At 60.8% G+C, this 19,768-nt stretch carries 20 protein-coding genes and 1 pseudogene; 11 read left to right on the top strand and 10 right to left on the bottom strand.

Translation table 11 applies throughout. The annotated features are described in order from the left end of the window. Positions 1 to 65: 65 nt before the first annotated feature. Entirely contained in the window at positions 66 to 488 is a 423-nt protein-coding gene (locus QO002_RS08415; RefSeq protein ID WP_307228573.1) for a universal stress protein, read from the bottom strand. Positions 489 to 749: 261 nt separating this feature from the next. Here QO002_RS08415 and QO002_RS08410 point away from each other — a divergent pair, with 261 nt between their 5' ends. Further along, a complete protein-coding gene (locus QO002_RS08410) occupies positions 750 to 1,715 on the top strand; it encodes a VOC family protein (protein WP_307228572.1) in 966 nt (321 codons plus the stop codon). Between the two features lie 207 nt (positions 1,716 to 1,922). On the opposite strand, the gene QO002_RS08405 is transcribed toward QO002_RS08410, so the two are convergent. Then, on the bottom strand, positions 1,923 to 2,396 hold the full coding sequence (locus tag QO002_RS08405) for a VOC family protein (protein WP_307228570.1): 474 nt from the start codon (positions 2,394 to 2,396) through the stop codon (positions 1,923 to 1,925). Positions 2,397 to 2,571: 175 nt separating this feature from the next. On the opposite strand from QO002_RS08405, the gene QO002_RS08400 reads away from it, so the two are divergent. The 4 genes from QO002_RS08400 to QO002_RS08385 all read left to right on the top strand — a co-directional run bounded on the left by QO002_RS08400 (position 2,572) and on the right by QO002_RS08385 (position 9,055). Continuing rightward, the gene (locus QO002_RS08400) at positions 2,572 to 4,665 is read left to right on the top strand and encodes a S9 family peptidase (protein ID WP_307228568.1); all 2,094 of its coding nucleotides are present in this window, start codon (positions 2,572 to 2,574) and stop codon (positions 4,663 to 4,665) included. 248 nt (positions 4,666 to 4,913) lie between these two features. Beyond that, entirely contained in the window at positions 4,914 to 5,597 is a 684-nt protein-coding gene (locus tag QO002_RS08395) for a winged helix-turn-helix transcriptional regulator (RefSeq protein WP_307228566.1), read from the top strand. A gap of 266 nt (positions 5,598 to 5,863) precedes the next feature. After that, positions 5,864 to 7,297, top strand: coding sequence for an FAD-binding oxidoreductase (locus tag QO002_RS08390; RefSeq protein ID WP_307228564.1), 1,434 nt, complete (start codon positions 5,864 to 5,866; stop codon positions 7,295 to 7,297). Positions 7,298 to 7,552: 255 nt separating this feature from the next. Then, positions 7,553 to 9,055 (top strand): protein adenylyltransferase SelO, encoded by a 1,503-nt coding sequence (locus tag QO002_RS08385; RefSeq protein ID WP_370878466.1) that lies wholly within the window; start codon positions 7,553 to 7,555, stop codon positions 9,053 to 9,055. Between the two features lie 9 nt (positions 9,056 to 9,064). On the opposite strand, the gene QO002_RS08380 is transcribed toward QO002_RS08385, so the two are convergent. Beyond that, the gene (locus QO002_RS08380) at positions 9,065 to 9,877 is read right to left on the bottom strand and encodes a class I SAM-dependent methyltransferase (RefSeq protein WP_307228562.1); all 813 of its coding nucleotides are present in this window, start codon (positions 9,875 to 9,877) and stop codon (positions 9,065 to 9,067) included. Positions 9,878 to 10,199: 322 nt separating this feature from the next. Here QO002_RS08380 and QO002_RS08375 point away from each other — a divergent pair, with 322 nt between their 5' ends. Next, a complete protein-coding gene (locus tag QO002_RS08375; RefSeq protein WP_307228559.1) occupies positions 10,200 to 12,542 on the top strand; it encodes a glucose/quinate/shikimate family membrane-bound PQQ-dependent dehydrogenase in 2,343 nt (780 codons plus the stop codon). Between the two features lie 169 nt (positions 12,543 to 12,711). Here the strand turns inward: QO002_RS08375 and dmeF are convergent, their stop codons facing one another. Further along, the gene (dmeF, locus tag QO002_RS08370) at positions 12,712 to 13,719 is read right to left on the bottom strand and encodes a CDF family Co(II)/Ni(II) efflux transporter DmeF (RefSeq protein ID WP_307233244.1); all 1,008 of its coding nucleotides are present in this window, start codon (positions 13,717 to 13,719) and stop codon (positions 12,712 to 12,714) included. 11 nt (positions 13,720 to 13,730) lie between these two features. After that, a complete protein-coding gene (locus QO002_RS08365; protein ID WP_307228558.1) occupies positions 13,731 to 14,003 on the bottom strand; it encodes a metal/formaldehyde-sensitive transcriptional repressor in 273 nt (90 codons plus the stop codon). Between the two features lie 247 nt (positions 14,004 to 14,250). On the opposite strand from QO002_RS08365, the gene QO002_RS08360 reads away from it, so the two are divergent. The 5 genes and pseudogenes from QO002_RS08360 (at position 14,251) to QO002_RS08340 (ending at position 16,783) form a co-directional block, all read left to right on the top strand. Continuing rightward, positions 14,251 to 14,664: a MerR family transcriptional regulator gene (locus tag QO002_RS08360; protein ID WP_307228556.1), complete on the top strand. Its 414-nt coding sequence runs from the start codon at positions 14,251 to 14,253 to the stop codon at positions 14,662 to 14,664. 76 nt (positions 14,665 to 14,740) lie between these two features. Then, positions 14,741 to 15,012 (top strand): annotated as a pseudogene (locus tag QO002_RS08355) (BrnT family toxin). Beyond that, the gene (locus tag QO002_RS08350) at positions 14,991 to 15,308 is read left to right on the top strand and encodes a BrnA antitoxin family protein (RefSeq protein ID WP_307228554.1); all 318 of its coding nucleotides are present in this window, start codon (positions 14,991 to 14,993) and stop codon (positions 15,306 to 15,308) included. Before QO002_RS08355 ends, QO002_RS08350 begins: the two are co-directional and overlap by 22 nt. Positions 15,309 to 15,532: 224 nt before the next feature. Continuing rightward, positions 15,533 to 16,045, top strand: coding sequence for a GNAT family N-acetyltransferase (locus tag QO002_RS08345; protein ID WP_307228553.1), 513 nt, complete (start codon positions 15,533 to 15,535; stop codon positions 16,043 to 16,045). Between the two features lie 165 nt (positions 16,046 to 16,210). After that, entirely contained in the window at positions 16,211 to 16,783 is a 573-nt protein-coding gene (locus tag QO002_RS08340) for a type 1 glutamine amidotransferase family protein (RefSeq protein ID WP_307228551.1), read from the top strand. Positions 16,784 to 16,798: 15 nt separating this feature from the next. Here QO002_RS08340 and QO002_RS08335 read toward each other — a convergent pair whose 3' ends face one another. The 5 genes from QO002_RS08335 to QO002_RS08315 form a co-directional block, all read right to left on the bottom strand. After that, positions 16,799 to 17,137 carry a type II toxin-antitoxin system HicB family antitoxin gene (locus tag QO002_RS08335; protein WP_307228549.1) on the bottom strand — a complete coding sequence of 113 codons (339 nt, stop codon included), beginning with the start codon at positions 17,135 to 17,137 and terminating at the stop codon, positions 16,799 to 16,801. Continuing rightward, positions 17,134 to 17,388: a type II toxin-antitoxin system HicA family toxin gene (locus QO002_RS08330; protein ID WP_307228547.1), complete on the bottom strand. Its 255-nt coding sequence runs from the start codon at positions 17,386 to 17,388 to the stop codon at positions 17,134 to 17,136. The genes QO002_RS08335 and QO002_RS08330 overlap by 4 nt, the downstream gene beginning before the upstream one ends. 37 nt (positions 17,389 to 17,425) lie before the next feature. Beyond that, positions 17,426 to 18,334, bottom strand: a complete 909-nt coding sequence (locus QO002_RS08325) for a c-type cytochrome (protein ID WP_307233242.1) — start codon at positions 18,332 to 18,334, stop codon at positions 17,426 to 17,428. 103 nt (positions 18,335 to 18,437) lie between these two features. After that, a complete protein-coding gene (locus tag QO002_RS08320) occupies positions 18,438 to 18,875 on the bottom strand; it encodes a c-type cytochrome (protein ID WP_307228545.1) in 438 nt (145 codons plus the stop codon). A gap of 189 nt (positions 18,876 to 19,064) precedes the next feature. Then, a complete protein-coding gene (locus tag QO002_RS08315) occupies positions 19,065 to 19,703 on the bottom strand; it encodes a LysE family translocator (RefSeq protein ID WP_307228543.1) in 639 nt (212 codons plus the stop codon). Between the last annotated feature and the right edge of the window lie 65 nt (positions 19,704 to 19,768).

Below are 19,768 nucleotides of genomic sequence, written 5' to 3'. Positions count from 1 at the left end.
GAACGGCAGATGTCGGCAGATCTGGCGGAGGAAGTGGCGAGGTCGCGACCAACTCCACCACGCTATTACCGATCGATCAACACGGCGCATTTGCAATGGCTGGCCACGCGGCTCGCCGTCGAACCGATGAAATAATCGATCATGCCCGGCCGGTGCGAGGCGATGATCACCAGATCGGCTTCCTCATCTTCTGCGAAAGCGTTGATCACCCCGGCAGCGCCGCCGATGCGGATTTCGGTGCGGCCGGTCACGCCATGCTTTTCCTTCAGCTCGTTCAGCGTCTTCTGGGCGTGCTCGCGCGAGGCGTCGATTACCTCCAGCGGAAAATCGACAATCATATAGCCTTGCGCATATGCGTTCAGATCTTCCACCACATTCAGAAGAATGATTTCGCCGCCCGTATCGAGCAGTGATTTTGCGCGCTCGATAACGGCTTCTCCGTGTTCCAGCTGGTCCATGGCAATCGGCACGACGATCTTGGAATACATCAAACTCTCCTTTGCTTGCCGCAGTTTATACCAAGTCCCGACAGGCGGGGACGACGACGCCCTCGCCCTTCCCTTCTAGGCGGGAAGTTGCCTGCCTGCATTGATGCAGGTCAACCCAACTATAGGACCCTCTTTGCAACCGGAACAAGCGGTTATGATCGTGAACCATCGTCTTCAAAGAGAGAACAATCAATCTCCAATATCGCGGCTTTCGCCGATCTGGCCGTAAGGCCATATTCGAACCGACAGAGGGACAAGCCGATGACAGATCTCGACAGACGCGATTTCCTGAAGGCCTCCGCCGCGGCCATCGCAGCAACAGGTATCACGACGAATGCAAGCGCAGAAAGCACAGCCATGACCGAGCCGACCCCCGCACCCACCCATGCGATCCAAATGCCCGCCTTTGTCGATCATTCGCATCTGATCGTGCGCGACCTGCCGATGATTTCTTCGTGGTATCAGCAGATCATGGGCCTGAAGCCGGTCGAGAAGACGGCATCCGGTGAAGTGCTGGGCGTCGACGGCCATCCGCTGTTGACGTTGACCACCGAAGGCGACGCCGCCATTGCCCCGCGCAATGCACCCGGCCTCTTTCACACCGCCTTCCTGATGCCGGATCGCACGGAGCTTGGCCGCTGGCTTGCCCATATCGCCCACAACAATGTGCCGTTGCAGGGCGCTTCCGACCATCTGGTGAGTGAGGCCATCTATCTCGGCGACCCCGAGGGCAACGGCATCGAGGTCTACCGCGACCGACCGCGCGCGGAATGGGAGTATCTGCAGGACGGCATGGTCAAGATGGCGACGCTGCCGCTCGACCTGCAGGCGATCTACGACGAGGCGCCGAAGGACAAATGGGATGGCATGGCCGACGGGACAGCCATCGGCCACATCCACCTGCAGGTCTCCAACATACCGGAAGCCAACAGCTTCTTCCGTGACGTCTTAGGCCTCGACCTGATGGCGACCTATCCCGGCGCAAGCTTCTTCTCCTCGGGCAAATATCATCACCATATCGGCGCCAACATCTGGAACTCCCGCGGCGCCCCGAAGCGTCAGGCCAACATGACGGGATTGTCGGATTACACGATCCGGTTCAACGATCCGGTGAAGCTGCAGTCGGCATTGGCAGCGCTGGAGAAGCTGGAAATTCCGGTGACTCGCTCGGGTGAAGGGTATTCACTGGTCGATCCCTGGGGGATCGGGTTGAAGCTGGAGGCTTGAGGGTTTGGCTGAAGCGGGTGGCATCCCCCGCTCTTTCGTAACACGGATCGAGGCGAGCCCGGCGTGACAACTGGCTCTGCCCCTTCGATTTCCAAGCCTGCTATAGCGACCGTCAGACCGAGACCCGCAATATCCGGGCCTTCATCACTCATGCCGTCTCATCGCTGCAGGGTCGTTGGCGCGGAGCATAGCCGCGCTGAAGCTCGGTCATTCTCCACGAAGCGCCTTTTCGATAGCCGCTGCATCGATCTTGACCATGGTCATCATCGCCTGGAAAGCCCGCTGGGCAGCGGCGCGATCGCTGCTGCCGATCGCTTCGTTCAGCACCTTCGGTATGATCTGCCAGTTGACGCCCCAGCGATCCTTGATCCAGCCACACTGCACCGCCTCGCCGCCATCAAGCAGCGCATCCCAGATCCGGTCCACCTCCGCCTGGTCCTCACAGACGACGGAAACCGACATGGCATGTGTATATTGCGCCGGCTCGCCGCCGTTCAGCCCGAAGAAGGCCTGGCCGTTGAGCTTGAACTCAACCGTCAGCACGCCGCCGACCGAAGCCTCCCGGTTGTCGCTGGGATAGCGCGTGATGCGCCCGACCTTGGAATTGGGGATCAGCGAAACATAGAAATTCGCAGCCTTCTCGGCTTCATCGACATACCACAGGCAGGTTGAAACGCTCATGTCGGTCTCCTCCGTTTTCGTTTATCTGTCACACCCGATATTTGCCCCCAATGACATTCAATACCATGGAACGGATAAGAGGCCGAATAGTTCGCCTCCCCCTCTTTTCCCTTGAACCCGCCTCTCCCCACCTCTATCTCCGATGTCCTCACTTCTCGCATTGCCGGAGACATCCTTGTCCATCTTCAAGAACCTTCCCGCCGCTCCCGTCGCCCCGAAGAAGCCGATCACCGATACCCGCCACGGCATCACCCGCACCGACGATTACGCCTGGCTGCGCGACGACAACTGGCAGGCGATGTTCAAGGATGCGTCGATCCTGAACCCGGATATCCGCACCCACCTTGAAGCGGAGAACGCCTATATGAAGGCGGCCATGGCCGATACCGAGGCGCTGCAGAAGACGCTGTTTGCCGAGATGAAGGGTCGCATCAAGGAAGACGACTCGTCCGTGCCGGTGAAGGACGGCCCCTTTGCCTATGGCACGTTTTTCGTGACCGGCGGCGAGCAGCCGCGCTATTTTCGTACGCCGCGCGACGGTGGCGAGCGCACGTTGCTGCTCGACGGAGACAAGGAAGCGGATGGCAAGGCCTATTTCCGCCTCGCCGGCATCGATCACTCGACCGATCACAGTCGCGGTATCTGGGGTTATGACGACAAGGGCTCGGAATATTACACGCTGCGCATCCGTGATCTCGCCACCGGCGAAGATCTGTCCGATATCATCGAGAACACCGGTGGCGACGGCACCTGGGCGCCGGACGGCAAGAGCTTCTTCTACACCGTGCTCGACGACAACCATCGCCCGTCGAAGATTTTTCATCACATCATCGGCACGCCGCAATCCTCAGACCGGCTGGTCTATGAGGAAGAGGATCCGGGCTTCTTCATGGGCGTCGGCGGCTCGATGCTGGACGATTTCATCTACATCGACATTCACGACCACGAGACCAGCGAATATCGCCTGATCCCGACGTCCGATCTCACGGCAAAACCGCAGATCGTCGCCCCGCGCGAGACCGGGCTGGAATATTCGATGACCGAGGGCGGCAGCGTCTTCTACATCCTGACCAATGCCGATGGCGCCAAGGATTTCAAGATCATGGAAGCCCCGGTGAATGCGCCGGACCGTCACAACTGGAAGGACGTCGTTCCGCATACGCCGGGCCGCCTGATCATCAGCCACATGGCCTTTACCCGCCATCTCGTCTGGCTGGAGCGCGAAAACGGCCTGCCGCAGATCAAGATCCGCGACCGCGCCACCGGCGAGGATCACGCCATCGCCTTTGCCGAGGAGGCCTATTCGCTGGGCCTCTCGGGAGCGGCCGAATACGACACCGACGTCATTCGCTTCTCCTATTCCTCGATGACGACGCCCTCGCAGCTCTTCGACTACAACATGGTGACCCGCGAGCGCACGCTGCTGAAAACCCAGGAAGTGCCCTCCGGCCACAATCCGGACGACTACGTCACCCGCCGCGTCATGGCCCCTGGCTGGGATGGGGCCGAGGTTCCGGTCACCCTGCTCTATCGCAAGGACACCCCGCTCGACGGCTCCGCACCCTCCCTGCTCTATGGCTACGGCGCCTACGGTATCTCGATCCCGGCCTCGTTCAACACCAACTGCCTGTCGCTCGCCGATCGCGGCTTCGTCTATGCCATCGCCCATATCCGTGGCGGCAAGGACAAGGGATTTGCGTGGTACGAAGACGGCAGGATGGAAAAGAAGACCAATACCTTCAAGGACTTCATCGCCGCGGCGGACTATCTGAATCAACAGAAGTTCACGTCCTACGCGAACATCGTCGCAGAAGGCGGCTCGGCCGGCGGCATGCTGATGGGGGCGATCGCCAACATGGCGCCTGAAAAATTCAAGGGCATCATCGCCGCCGTTCCGTTCGTCGACGTGTTGAACACCATGCTGGACGACAGCCTGCCGCTCACCCCGCCGGAATGGCCGGAGTGGGGCAACCCGATTGACTCCAGGGAAGCCTACGAGCGCATGGCGGCCTACTCTCCTTACGACAACGTCGCGGAAAAGCCCTACCCCGCGATCCTGGCGCTCGGCGGCCTGACTGACCCGCGCGTCACCTATTGGGAGCCCGCCAAGTGGGTCGCGCGTCTTCGGGAAAACACCACCGGTTCCGAACCGATCCTGATGAAGACCAACATGGACGCCGGCCACGGCGGCGCGTCCGGCCGTTTCCAGCGACTGGAGGAAATCGCCTTCGAATATGCCTTTGCCATCAAGGTAGCTGGCAAGATGTAATTCCCGCGCCGTGCGTCGCACTTTTTAGAGTTGCGACGCACGATCCATTTGCGCTCCTGCTGCAACAGTATTCAACAATTATCTAATTTAAAATTGACTTAATTACCAACAGGTGCTTACTCCCCGGACATACGATATGTCCCGGTCAAACTCGGCCCCTTCACGAAAGAGCAGAACGCCACGACTACACTTTCTACACTGGACGGGCGAAGAGGACGACCGCATATTTCGGCTCCGGAGGCGGCCCCATGGCAGGTGACGGCTACAACCTATATTGCCCGGTCTCAAAGGCGTGCGAGCTTCTGGAACCACGCTGGACGCTGCTGCTCCTCTGCGAAATGTGGTCCGGATCGACCCACTTCAACGAAATTCGCCGCGGTGTTCCCGGCATGTCCCCGACCCTCATGTCAAAACGCCTCCGCGAGATGGAGGCCAACGGTCTGGTTGCGCGCACGGCAAATTCATCGACGGGCGACATCAGCTACACGACGACAAAGGTCGCGGACGAACTTGAACCCATCGTTGACGCGCTTGGCAGATGGGCACACCGAAATGTCGATGCGGAAGTGACGCTTGAAAAACTCGATGCGAAGCTATTGATGTGGAACATACGGCGCAAGATCGATATCCGCGCCCTGCCGCAACGCAGACGCAGCGTCATCGAGTTCACCTATCCGGAGTTGCCGCAGGACGAGCAGAGTTATTGGCTGATATCAAAGCCCGGAATGCCGATCGACCTCTGCGCTCTTGATCCCGGCCATGACGTCGATCTTTTCGTCTCTGCCGATCTCAAGGCCATGACCTCGGCATGGATCGGGCTGTCGTCTTTGAAAGCAGAGATATCACGGGGCAAGATATCGCTGACAGGTGACCGAGCCATTGCGGCTTCGATCGACAGCTGGCTGGTGCGCAGCTCCCTTGCCGAGTGTTGACGACGCGGCAATCCCGTTTCTTCCGCTCGAATGATGTCATCGGCACCGCTACAGATTCTACACTAGCCCGCCGATCCGCTTCGGACGAAACTCCATCAATGCCGTCACCCGCGATCCGAGCGATGGCTGGGAATTTTGCTTGCCCGTTCGGGACTGGGCTCGGCCGATTATAGAAACGCGCCACACAAAGCAGAACGTTTCTATGCCTTTCGAGATTGCAACGCTTTTCAACCAACACATCCATCGCATGGCGAGGGAGGGATGAAATGACAGATGTTCAATTCACCGGGCTTCAAGGCGAGACTATCGCCTTTTCAAACGACCTTCTGGCGGCGTTGCAGACACGCTGCCGGGGGAATGTGTGTCTACCGGGCCAAGCAGGATACGACGAGGCCAGGACGATCTGGAACGCCATGATCGACAGGCACCCGGCGGCCGTCGTGCGGTGCCATGACGCAAACGATGTGATGGAAGCTGTGCGGTTTGCTCGCGATAACAAGCTGCTCGTGTCTGTTCGCGGCGGCGGTCATAATATCGCAGGAAATGCCGTCTGCGAGGGCGGCCTGCTGATCGATCTTTCACCGATGCGCTCCGTCCGCGTCGATGCAACGGGCCGCACCGCAAGGGTCGAACCCGGCGCGACACTCGCGGAATTCGACAAGGAAGCACAAGCTTTCGGCCTTGCCACCCCGCTCGGCATCAACTCGACCACTGGCGTGGCCGGCCTTGCACTCGGGGGTGGTTTCGGGTGGCTCAGCCGCAAATACGGCTTCACCGTGGACAATCTGGTGTCGGCCGATGTGGTGACCGCCGATGGCAAGCTTGTTCAGGCAAGCGCCACGGAGAACCCGGACCTTTTCTGGGCCATTCGCGGTGGCGGTGGAAATTTTGGCGTGGTGACGTCGTTCGAATTCAAGCTGCACCCGGTCGGTCCCGATCTGGTATCCGGGCTGATTGTTCATCCGTTTGCCCGCGCTCGCGAGCTTCTTCTCGGCTACCGCGACGTGGCGGCGGCGGCTCCCGACGATCTTTCCGTCTGGGTGGTGCTGCGCAAGGCACCGCCCCTGCCGTTTCTGCCAGAGGAGGTACACGGCCAGGAAATTCTGGTCTTCGCCGTCTGCTATGCCGGTGAACCGGACAAAGCCGAGGCGGTGCTTGCCCCGCTTCGTGCCCTTGGCGAACCGATCGCCGACGTGATCGGTGTGCAACCCTACTCCGCCTGGCAGACGGCATTCGACCCCCTTCTGACGCCGGGGGCCTTCAACTATTGGAAATCGCACAATTTCACCACTCTGAGCGACGGATTGCTCGATACCCTGATCGACTATGTCGGCCGCTTGCCGACCGGGGAATGTGAGATCTTCATCGGCCAGCTCGGCGGCGCCAGCAGTCGCGTTTCTCCTGATGCAACCGCCTATCCGCATCGCGACGCGAATTACGTCATGAACGTTCACACCAGATGGCGCGACCCTGCCGACGAAAAAACCGCCATCAGTTGGGCGCGAGCGCTCTTTGCGGCGGCGGCACCCCATGCCACCGGTGGCGTCTATGTCAATTTCATGCCCGAAGATGAAACTGACAGGGTCGCTCAGGCCTATGGCGGCAACCACGCGCGGCTCTCCACCCTCAAGGCCAAGTACGATCCCGACAACCTTTTCCGGTTGAACCAGAACGTCAAGCCTGCAAGTAAATCGGGCTGACAGGGATGTCTTCCGCCTCCGCAGAAAAGGTGAACCGGCCGCTGAGGCACAAGACCCGATGGAATGCTTTCACGGTCGGCAATTTTTGCCGGCCGGTGCGGAGCACCATTCAAACCGCAAATAGTGCGACGCCCGTCCGGCGCATGCCGCCGAGCGCGGGATGTCTTCGGCCTCCAGACCTTTCGCCCGCCCGCGAAGAGCCCTATCTAGGAAGAACAGGGGCTTTTCCCCCGAGGTGACCACGGAGGCGCTGATATGACCGAGGCAATGCAACGCAAGACGGCAGCGGCGCCTATTCCGTTCGACAACAGCTATGCGCGCCTGCCGGACCCGTTCTTCTCCAAGGTTGCGCCGAAGCCGGTGTCTGAACCCTGGCTGATCAAGTTCAATACCCGGCTTTCCGACGAACTGGGCCTCGACACCGCGTCGCTGCTGCGCGACGGTGCGGCGATCTTTTCCGGCAACGACCTTCCTGACGGTGCCGAGCCGGTCGCCATGGCCTATGCCGGCCATCAGTTCGGCCAGTTTGTGCCGCTGCTTGGGGACGGTCGCGCAATCCTGATCGGCGAAGTCGTTGATCGCTCCGGCACGCGGCGCGACATCCAGCTCAAGGGCGCGGGCCAGACGCCTTACTCCCGCCGCGGCGACGGGCGGGCAGCGCTCGGGCCGGTGCTGCGCGAATATATCGTCAGCGAGGCCATGCACGCCTTCGGCATCCCAGCAACACGGGCGCTCGCCGCTGTCGTCACCGGCGATCCGGTCTACCGCGAACATATCCTGCCGGGTGCCGTCTTTACCCGCGTTGCCGCCAGCCATGTACGCGTCGGCACCTTCCAGTTCTTCGCAGCCCGCGGCGACCATGCCAATCTCAAGGTGCTTTCCGATTACGTCATCGACCGCCACTATCCGGAGCTGAAGACGGAAGAGCGGCCCTATGTGGCGCTGCTCAAGGCCGTCAGCGAGCGGCAGGCGGCGCTGATCGCCCGCTGGCTCGGCGTCGGCTTCATCCATGGCGTGATGAACACCGACAACATGACGATCTCAGGCGAGACCATCGACTTCGGCCCCTGCGCCTTCATGGATGCGTACGATCCGGCCAAGGTCTTCTCCTCAATCGACCAGGGCGGCCGCTATGGTTACGCCAACCAGCCGGGCATCGGCCAGTGGAACCTTGCCCGGCTTGCCGAAGCCATGCTGCCGATCCTCGACGATGACACGGAAAAGGCCGTGGAGGCGGCAAACGAGATTCTTGGCGACTACGGCCGCGTCTTCCAGACCCACTGGCTCGACGGCATGCGCCGGAAGATCGGCCTTGCCACATCGGAGGAAGACGATCTTGCTCTCGTGCAGGACCTGCTTTCGCGCATGAACGAGGAAGATGCCGACTTCACCCTCGCCTTCCGCCGGCTTTCGGCACTTGCCGGGAACGATGCGGCCGAGGCAGAATTCGCCGCGACGTTCCGTAATCCCTTGGCGATCGTTCCGTGGGTCAGCGATTGGCGGCAGCGTCTTGAACGCGAGGGAGCAACACGGGATAAACGCGCGCAGGCCATGCGCGCGCTCAACCCGGGCTTCATCCCACGCAACCATCGCATCGAAGCGGCGATCAAGGCCGCGGTCGAAGATGGCGATTTCTCGTTGTTCGAAGCGCTGGTCGAGGTGACCTCGCGTCCCTATGAAGACCAGCCGAATTTCGCCGCCTATGCGGAGCCGCCGAAACCGGGCGAAGAGGTGTTGCGAACGTTTTGCGGGACGTGAGGGAGCCCCTTACGCAACCGCCACGATGATATGCGCCTGGATTTTCGCGGCGATCTCGCCGCTGCCGTATTTTGCCTCAAGCGCGGATGCAGCAACGTCGGTCGCCGCAGTCAGCCCCTCCGGCGCTCTCGCTTCGATTTCGCCGCGAACCGGCGTCCCCTGACAATAGGCGACAGCCGCGTTGTGCGCAGATGGAGCACGGCTTTGGTCGGCTTTCGTCTCGATCTCTACATGCGAAAAACCTGCGCGCTCCAGATCGCTGCGGATCAGCTCCTTGTCGTAGTAGCCATGTGGCGTGCGTGCCATGAAGCGCGGCGGATCGTCCGGGAACAGGCCGGCAAGAGCCTTCGTCACATCGCCCGCAAAGATATTTTCTTCGAGACTGTCCCATACGTTGAAGAGAAAATGCCCTCCGGGCCTCAACACCCGCCTCGCCTCGCGATAGGCAGCCGGACGATCGGGAAAGAACATCGCACCGAACTGACAGCAGACGAGATCGAAGGCCGCATCTTCGAACGGCAGCGCCATGGCGTCGGCCTGCCGCCACTGTATGCGGCCATCCGCAGGCTGTCGCGAGCGGGCGTAGTCCAGCATTGCGGGGTTGAGATCGGTAGCGACATAGGTTGCGTCGGGTGGCAGCTTCGGCGCCAGTGCGCGGGTGACGACCCCGGTTCCAGCGGCGACTTCCAGGACGGCGCGAGGCGAAAACAGCATGGCGCGTCGTACAAGATCGGTGGCATATGGCTCGAAAATCATCGGCACCATGTGGCTATCGTAGTTTTCCGGGATAGAGCCGGAGAATACCTTGTCCGTTTCCAACATTGTCATCTCCCTCCATCCGTTGCGATGGCTGGCAAATCTAACATGAAATCCCGTGATCCGCGCGGCCTTCAAGCGAATATGCTCTCTTCGTTCGTTCCGTGAAAAATAACGGGAAACATCGCGAAGTCGCGATGCGCTCAGACGCCCACAGCCCTTCGGGGTCTCAGCTCACTTGTCTCCGGCAAGGATATTTCTGTTCCCCGATCAAGGTTGAAACGCGGTTTTCTTGCCCTAGTTTTGCCACAGAAGCCGATGGTGGGCACCGTCGTCGCTTCGGCATCCCTCAAGCCCGCATGCTCCCAAAATGCGGCAGGAGACATCCATGATCATTGGCGTAACCGCTTTCATTTTCACCCTTATCGGTCTGGCGATCGGGGCGGGTGGGCTTTGGCTCATCGTCCTCGGCGGCAGCTGGTATTATCTTATTGCCGGCCTCGGCTTCCTGCTAACGGCCTACTTCCTGTTCAAACGGCGCGGCGCGGCACTCACCGCTTATGCGCTCCTCATCATCGGCACGCTCGCCTGGGCGATCTGGGAAGTCGGCTTCGACTGGTGGCAGCTTGGTCCGCGCGGCGGCGTTGTCATCCTGCTCGGCCTCTGGCTGCTGATCCCGGCGATCCGCCGCGGGCTTGGTTTCGTGAGCCCGACGGGCCAGATCTACAAGGCCAGCGCCCTGCCGCTCGCTGCCGCCGTCATCGTCTCGATCGGTGTTGCCGGCTATTCGATGACCATCGACACGCTCGATCTTGCCGGCGAACTGCCGACGGGCGCTGCCGCCACGACGCCGAATTACGGCGGCAACGTGCCTGATAATGAATGGCACCAGTACGGCCGCACACCTTACGGCCAGCGCTATTCGCCGCTTGCCCAGATCAACACCGACAACGTCTCCTCGCTCGAAGTCGCCTGGCAATACCAGACGGGCGACGTGAAGCTGCCGGATGACGTCGGCGAGACCACCTACCAGGTGACGCCGCTCAAGATCCACGACACGCTCTATGTCTGCACCCCGCACAACTGGGCGATCGCCATCGATGCGGCGACCGGCAAGGAGAAGTGGAAATTCGATGCCAACTCCGGCATGAACCCGGATCGCCAGCACCAGACCTGCCGCGGCGTCAGCTACTATGCCGACGCGGCTGCAACCGCGGGCGCACCTTGCGCCGAGCGCGTCTACCTGCCGACGTCCGACGCCCGCCTGATCGCGCTCGATGCTGCCAACGGGCAGGTATGCTCGAACTTTGCCGACAAGGGCACGCTGCATCTCGAAACCGGCATGAAGTACAAGCCGGCTGGCTATTACTACTCGACATCACCGCCGGTCATCGTCGCCGGCAAGATCATCATCGGCGGCGCCGTCAACGACAACTATTCGACGGAAGAACAGTCCGGTGTCATCCGCGCCTTCGACGTCAACACCGGACAGCTCATCTGGAACTGGGACAGCGGCAATCCTGACGTGACGACGCCGCTGCCGGAAGGCCAGACCTACACGACCAACTCGCCCAACAGCTGGTCGGTCTTCAGCTATGACGAGGGCCTGAACCTCCTCTACATCCCTCTTGGCAACCAGGTGCCCGACCAGCTCGGCATGGGACGCACCGAAAATGTCGAGAAATACTCGTCCTCGATCGCGGCACTGGATATCACCAGCGGTCAGGTTCGCTGGGTGCGCCAGACGGTGCATCACGACCTCTGGGACATGGACGTGCCGGCCCAGCCGGTCCTACTCGACATCACCGGCAAGGACGGAAAGCCCGTTCCGGCCCTCGTCGGCCCGACCAAGCAGGGCGACATCTACGTGCTCGACCGGCGCACCGGCGAGCCGATCATCCCGGTGAAGGAAATCCCGGCCCCGACAGGCGCTATCCCGGAAGATTTCACCTCCCCGACCCAGCCGATCTCCGACCTCACCTTCTCGCCACCACCCCTGACAGACAAGAACATGTGGGGTGTGACGATGTTCGACCAGCTCGCCTGCCGCATCAAGTTCAAGAGCCTGAAATACGAGGGTCGCTACACGCCGCCATCACTGCAGGGCTCGCTGATCTATCCCGGCAATTTCGGGGTCTTCAACTGGGGCTCGGTGGCAGTCGATCCCGAGCGGCAGGTGATGTTCGGCATGCCGACCTACCTCGCCTTCACCTCCAGGCTCGTGCCGCGCGACCAGATCCCGCCAAAGGGTCAGGACGAGAAGGGTTCCGAACAGGGCCTCAACCGCAATGACGGCGCGCCCTACGGCGTGTTCATGGGGCCGTTCCTCGGGCCGCTCGGCATTCCCTGCCAGGCACCGCCATGGGGCTATGTCGCCGGGGCTGACCTGAAGACCGGCACCATCGCCTACAAGCATCGCAACGGCACCGTTCGGGACATGACGCCGCTGCCCCTGCCCTTCAAGGTCGGCGTACCCGGCATCGGCGGGCCAATGATCACCAAGGGCGGCGTCGCCTTCCTCGGTGCGGCGGTCGACAACTACCTCAGGGCCTACGACCTGACATCGGGCCGCGAACTCTGGAAGGGCCGCCTGCCGGCCGGCGGCCAGTCGACGCCGATGACCTACGCCACCGACGACGGCACCCAATATGTGGTGATCGTCGCCGGCGGCCATGGTTCGATCGGCACCAAACCGGGTGATTATGTGATGGCTTATAAACTGCCGAAATAACTGAAAATGATGTAGGGCCGGCAGCGTTTGCCGGCCCCAAGATCGCCGGCGCTGTCTTTGTTAGAACCGTCAAAAGGTGGTGCTGAGAATCTGATTGGCGACGAAAGTCACTATCCATGAAGATTGAGACGACAAGGCCCGCGCGCCCTAGGTGCGGGCCTTTCTTATATCAAGCCGCAAGCGGCGTGACTTCCACCGTCACATGCGAGAGCGTTTCCAGAGGCGCCAGCCGCGCCTTGTAATCCGCCGGCGTCAGCGGCTTTTGCGAAGCAAGCGCGACGATGGCCGCGAAATGGCCGGGGCCGACCTGCCAGACATGCAGATCAGTGATTTCATCGCCAGAGCCTGGCACGAGGCGGCGGATTTCCCCGGAGAGTGCATTCCCCTGCTCGGCCGCGTCCACCAGCACGGCACCCGACTGGCGGATCAGCCCCCAGGACCAGTGGGCGATCACAACAGCACCGACAACGCCCATGGCCGGATCAAGCCACTGCCATCCATAGATGCTACCCGCCACCAGCGCGACAATTGCAAGCACCGAGGTCAGGGCGTCGGCAATCACATGCAGATAGACCGCGCGCAGATTGTTATCGGTTGCGGCATGGCTGTGGGCATTGTGATGATCGGCGTGATGATGGTGGTGACCGCCGTGATGGTCGTGATGCGCATGGGGTTGCGGGTGCTCATGGGGATGACCGTGACCGTGGCCATGATGATGTCCGTGATCTCCCTTCAGTAGCAGGGCCGAAACCAGATTGACCACGAGGCCGATCACCGCAACCACGATCGCCTGCGAAAAGCCGATCTCGACCGGATTGGCAAGCCGCACCACACTTTCCCAGCCGATAAGCAGCGCAATCAGCGCCAGAAGCACGGCGCTGGCGAAGCCTGCGAGATCACCCAGCTTTCCGGTGCCGAATGTGAAACGCCGGTCATAGGCGCGACGGCGGGCGAAGAGATATGCAAGGGCCGCGATCAGCATGGCGCTGGCGTGGGTCGCCATATGCCAGCCATCTGCGACCAGCGCCATCGAGCCGTAATAGGAGCCGGCGGTAATCTCGGCCACCATCATCGAGGCCGTCAGCGCGATGACCATCCAGACGCGGCGCTCGTTGCGTTGGTGGTCGTCGCCCAGGAAGACGTGATCATGGACAAGCGAGGAGGTTTCGGGGCGCATCATGGATCCTTTCACTTCACATAGGTCTTGAGGACGGCGGAGAGCTCATCGACGGCATGTTGCCGGTCCGATTCGGTTTCCGCCGCGAGAATGTGCTCGCGCAGGTGGTCTTCCATCACCTCGCCCGTCAGTCCATTCAAGGCACCCCGAATGGACGCCAGAAGCTGGAGCACGGCACCGCACGCCGCCTCGTCATCCAGAGCCCGTTCCACGGCATCCAGCTGCCCCTTCAGGCGCCGCACGCGGCTCACCAGCTTGGTCTTGTTGCGGATCGTATGGGACATGGGAACTCCTGATAATAGTATAGGGGGGTATAGTATATATCGCATGACGTGGAAACCCCGCCGGTCCTTCGCGATAGAGATGATGCCCTCTGCCGGGCGCTGGCGCGGATGGAGAAGGCAGCCGCCTGAGTGTGGAGGCCTCTGGTTTTCACTGCCATTTCAGCCTATATAAAGCTCTAGAGACTAGAGAATTTTTGCCCGCAACCGAGATGCTCCATCCGTTGTTTCGAGCAGTTCGGAGGTATCCATGTTTTCCATCGGCGATCTTTCGCGCAGGACCGGCGTCAAGGTTCCGACCATCCGCTATTACGAGCAGATGGGCTTGATTTCAGCGCCCGAGCGCAGCGAAGGCAACCAGCGGCGCTATGAAAAAGACGATCTCGAACGCCTCGCCTTCATCCGCCACGGCCGCGACCTCGGCCTGTCGATCGAGGCGATCCGCGACCTGCTGGAACTCAGCGGCCACCCGGAAAAACCTTGCGGCGACGCCGACCGCATCGCCGCCGAACATCTCGCCGACGTGCGCGAGAAGATCGCCCGGCTCCAGAGCCTTGAACGCGAACTCGAGCGCATCGTCTCCTGCGACGGCAATCATACGGTCGGAGACTGCTATGTGATCCGGGCGCTGGCGGACCATGGGCTTTGTAAAGCCGATCACTGATATGCGGCCTGTGCTTTGCCGGACAATAGCTTGCCAGCACGCTTGATACTCTGTTTAAATGTAGCTACATTTAATTATGAGAATCCTATGGGATGAACCCAACCGACAGGCGAACCTTGAGAAACACGGCCTCGATTTTGCCGATGTAGGCGAGCTTGACTGGGCAAATGCCGTAGTCGCTGAAAGCAAACCGGATATTGCCGGTTGAAGGCTATTGGCTATTTCCGGGATGGCACTGCCGTTGTTGTCTTCGCAACACTCGGCACCGAAGCCATATCCATCATCAGCTCTCGACAAGCGAGCGATAGGGAAAGAAGGAGGCTTCCATGGCCAAAGCCAGTGATATGAAGACGTTTACAACTGGTCGCGGTTATTCCCGGGACGATTGGAATGCGATCGACTCTCCCGAACTGAGCGATGAAGAACTCGCCAATCTGCGTCCGGCAAAAGATGTTCTGCCGAACGATTTTTTCAAGGCAATGGATGAGCATCGCAAATCCCGTGGACGCCCTGCATTGGAAAAACCCAAGAAGCAGATCACGCTTCGCCTTGATGAAGAGGTTGTCGCCAAATTTCGTGAAGGCGGGAAAGGCTGGCAGGGCCGCATGAACAAAGCGTTGCGGAAGGCAGCCGGTTTGACGTGATTCACAGTCCGGTGGATCGTAAGCCCACGCGCAAAAAATACCCGTTGACATTCCCACGCAAAAGCGCGATCCAAGTCGCCATGATCACGACCGCAACCATTGCCCGCTGGTATTTTACGCTGCTCTCATAGGTGCGGCTGTCTGATCATGTTCAACAAGCCGCCGTCAGGCGGCTTTTGTTTTGAACGGCACCTGATGGCGGGTAAAGCCATCAGGAGACCAAAATGCTTGAAACTTCCCTTCCCCACCGTCCCACGCTGCCGCAGCATCCGGTAAGCCGCGCGCCGCTGGTGACCATCCGCTCTGCCAAGCCGCGCGACCTTGCTGCCCTTCGCGAACTGATCGGCGAGCTTGCCGCCCATCATGGCGACGCAGCCCCGATCACATCGGAAGATCTGGAGCGCGATCTTTTCGGCAAGATGCCGTGGATTACCGCGCTCGTTGCCGAAGCCGAAGGCGAGCTGATCGGTCATGCCATTCTCGTGCCGCTCTACCGCGCGCCGCAGGGCCTGCGCGGCATGGAAGTGAACCAGCTCTACGTCCGCCCCGCCCATCGCGGCACCGGCATCGGCCGCCATCTCGTCGCCAAGGCCCGCGAACAGGCGCGCATGGCGGGCTGTACCTATCTTTCCGTCAGCGCCGCCACCGGCAACTTCCAGGCGCATCGCTTCTACGAATCCGAAAACTTCACGCCCGGCCCGGTCACCGGCATGCGCTATCTGCAGAAGCTGGCTTGAACGCAGATGGCGACAGGAAGGGCGAACCCCTCCCGCTTTAAGCGTTTGTTTTTCCGCTCGTCTTGTCTCGAAATGAGTTCCCATTTTCGAGCGATATGCGGTAAGCTTTTTCCGGTGAGAACCGGAATGTGATCGCAAGGGTTCACGTCTGGCGGAGGAAGCGTCATGAAGCTTGCAATCGTTCTGACGGAAGGTTTCGCGGATTGGGAATGCGCGCTGTTGATGGCTTCGGCGCGCGGCGATTTCGGCTTCGAGATCGTCACCGCGACACCCGGCGGACGCGGCGTCATGTCCATGGGCGGCCTCAAGGTCGTGCCGGACAGGGACGCCGAAACGCTTGACCCCGCCTCCTTCGACGCACTGGTCCTAAGCGGCGGCACGATCTGGCAGACCGAGGCCGCCCCGGATCTTTCGGCCGTCTATCGCCGCTTCAACGACCATGGCCGGCCGATCGCCGCCATCTGCGGCGCCACGCTTGCCTTCGCCCGCGCCGGCCTTCTCGATACAGTTGCCCACACCAGCAACTCGCTTGGCCTGCTCGAGCGCGTGCCGCAATATCGCGGCGCCGATCTCTACCTCGACCAGCCGCAGGCCGTCAGCGACCAGGGCATCATCACCGCTTCGGAAACCGCGCCGGTGAGCTTTGCCGCCGAAATCTACCGCGCCATCGGCTTTTCATCGGAAGACCTGAGCAGCTACCTCAGGCTTTTCGGTGCCGAGCATAGGGCAGCGAAATAAGCAATTCTTTTAGCTTCAGGCTGCTCGCTCACTTGCCTTTGCAAGGACTTCAGCGGCCCATTGATTAAGGCTCTTACCGGCCAATTCGGCGGCCTTTGCAGCCCGGGCGTGTATCTCGGGATCGACGCGAAACATCATCTTTCCCGAATAGGGTTTCTGCGGCTCCTTGCCGAGCTTCGCACAGCTTTCAACATAATCATCAACCGCCTCCTGAAATGCGACTTTCAGGTCCACCACGGTATCCGCATGAAAGGTCACGCCGTCGCTGATCCCCGCCAGACGACCAAAGAATATTTCGCCTTCGGCGTCGTATTCAATCCGGGCGGAATAGCCGTTATGGGTCATTACATTCATGGTTTGATCCCGATTTTGATCAGAAAATCCCGTGCCGCCCGGACCTGATAGCGCTTGGCTTCCTTCGCCGGATGAGGGCGATGGAAGCTTTCGATGTCCGAACCGAAGACAAAACGCACCCGCGATCCGCTGCCTTCAAGAATGGAGCAACCAACGCCGACCAGCATGCTTTCGATATCTGCCCAAGCGATCGTGCCCGATACCGGCTCGGCAAAAACGGCAAGCAAGGTCTTCCTGTGCCTGTCGTTCATGCCCGAAAGATAGCAACGCTAGCATTTATTGCAAGCACTACTGCACGGCAGGTACTGCCTTCAGATAGGCGGCGATCGCTTCGCGGTCGCTGGCGGGGAGCTTGGCCATGTTTTTCTGGACCTCGACCATTGAGCCCCCGGCGGAATCGAAATCGGGCGTGAAGCCGGTTTCGAGGTAGGTGACGATATCGCCTTCGCTCCAGCTACCAATGCTTTTCGAACCCGGCGTGATGTTGGGGATGCGGCCCTTGCCTTCCGGATTGGGTGCACCGGCCAGCCACTGGCCGGGCTCGAAACCGCCGAGCGCGTTGCGCGGGGTGTGACATTCGCCGCAATGGCCGGGGCCTTCCACGAGATATTGTCCGCGGGCGAGCTTGGGGTTCGACGTATCGACGGTGACGCGGGGTGCGTCGCTGTAGAACAGCAGCTTCCAGCCGCCGAGCGCCAACCGTATGTTGAAGGGGAACGGCAATTCGTGGGACGGCGCGACGTCCGGGCTCTTCGGCAGGGTCTTCAGATAGCCGAACAGATCGTTGACGTCCTTGGCCGTCAGGCGCGCATAGGACGTGTAGGGAAAGGACGGATAGAGGTGTTCGTTGTGCGGACCGACGCCGCGGGTTATGGCGTTGCCGAACTCCGCAAGCGTCCAGCCGCCAATGCCGGCCGTCTCGTCGGGCGAAATGTTCGGGACATGGAACGTGCCGAAATCGCTCTTCAGCGCCAACCCGCCGGAAAGAACCAGCTGCGCCTCTCCTTCAACTGCACCCGGCCTGGCGTGACAGCTGACGCAGCCGCCGGCCGAAAACACCAGGGCGCCGTTGGCGACATCTGGCTCGCCCAGGCCTTCCCAATGGCTTGCCGGCCAAGGCTCCGGCCGCGTCAGGAACCACGCCGCCGTGCCGGCCACGGCGACGAAAAGCACTGCTGTTGTCAGGAATCGTCGCATTCTTGCTGCCACCGACCTCTTCCTTCTCCACCTACGCTTGCGCCGATGCACCGGAGTATCCGGCGCATCGGGCGTTTACGCAAAGGAAAGCTGTCCTATCGGGTCACTTCTTGACGCGATAGGACTGATGACAGTCGCCACAGTTCTTGCCGATAAGGCCAACGGCTGCGCCGACACTGGCCTGATCCGCCGGCAGCTGGGCAAGCTGCGCATCGGCATCGGCACCGAGCTTGGCGGCCTTGGCCTTGAAATCGTCCATGCTCTCCCAGATCTTCGGGCTGGCTTCCGAGCCAGCATCGGAGCCGGCCGGGAATTGATCGGGGAAGACCTTGATGCTTTCGCTGATGGCGGTCAGCGAGGCTTTCACGATAGCTTCATCATAGGGCTTGTCGCCCTTGGCTATTCCCGCCAGCGCACCCATCGAGCCGCCGATCTTCTTCATCAGCCCTTCGCGGATCTCCACCGGATTGTCAGCGGCGCTGACTGCTCCCAGTCCCAAGCTCGCAACGGCAATCGCCAGTGCAATGGTCTTCAGCTTCATCAATATCTCCCTGATCCGGCGCAAACAGCGAGTTGACCGGTGGTGCACGCTGCCTTCATCCCTGTGAATGCGCGGGCATGATTGCATTTTGCGGGCGCGAAGGAAGTAACATTTTTTTGAAATCCTGTTTATCCGAAGGATTTAAGCAGCTGAATAACAAGAGTATTTTTATCACGTTATCGCCAGCCGTCACATCGCCGTGCTCCAGCTCTGCCATGCCGTCCAGGCGGCAACCGCGATCAGGATGGCTCCGACGGACTTGCCGAGAAGCGCTGTCGCGTGCGGGTTTGATGTAATCATTTCGCGGCTGCGGCCGGCGGCGACCGCCAAACTGCCGTAGACGGCAAGTTGGGTCGCGGCGATCATCACGGCCATGATCACGACCTGCGGCAGAAGCGGACCGAAATCCGGCTTCAGGAACTGCGGATAGACCGCCAGCATGAACAGATAGGCCTTGGGATTGAGCAGGCTGGTGAGCGCGCCGCGGCGAAAACTGGTCCAGCGGGAGAGCTGCGCGAGTGGTTCGACCGTGGCAATCGCGATGTTGGAGCGCATCAGCGTATAGCCGATCCAGGCGATATAAAGCGCGCCGGCGATCAGGAGAATGTTGAAGAGGCCCGGCACGAGATGGAGGAGCAGCCCGACGCCGAGCGCCGCATAGAGCGTATGGAACAACCCGCCACCCATGATGCCCGCCGTTGCGGATAGGCCAGACGCGCGTCCGCCCGTCAGCGCGTTGGCCATGACGAAGACCATGTCCATGCCGGGCACGATGATGATGCCGAAGAGAAGCGTGAAGAACAGCCAGAGATTTTCCGAGTAACTCATGTCAGTAGCCTTGCGCGTTTTGTGAAATCATTCTCCGCGGCTCCTTGTTTTTCAGCCGCTTGAGC

Source organism: Pararhizobium capsulatum DSM 1112 (assembly GCF_030814475.1).
Taxonomy (GTDB): Bacteria; Pseudomonadota; Alphaproteobacteria; order Rhizobiales; family Rhizobiaceae; genus Pararhizobium; species Pararhizobium capsulatum.
Note: the sequence above shows the minus strand (reverse complement) of the source record. Positions and strands in the feature narration are given on the sequence as shown.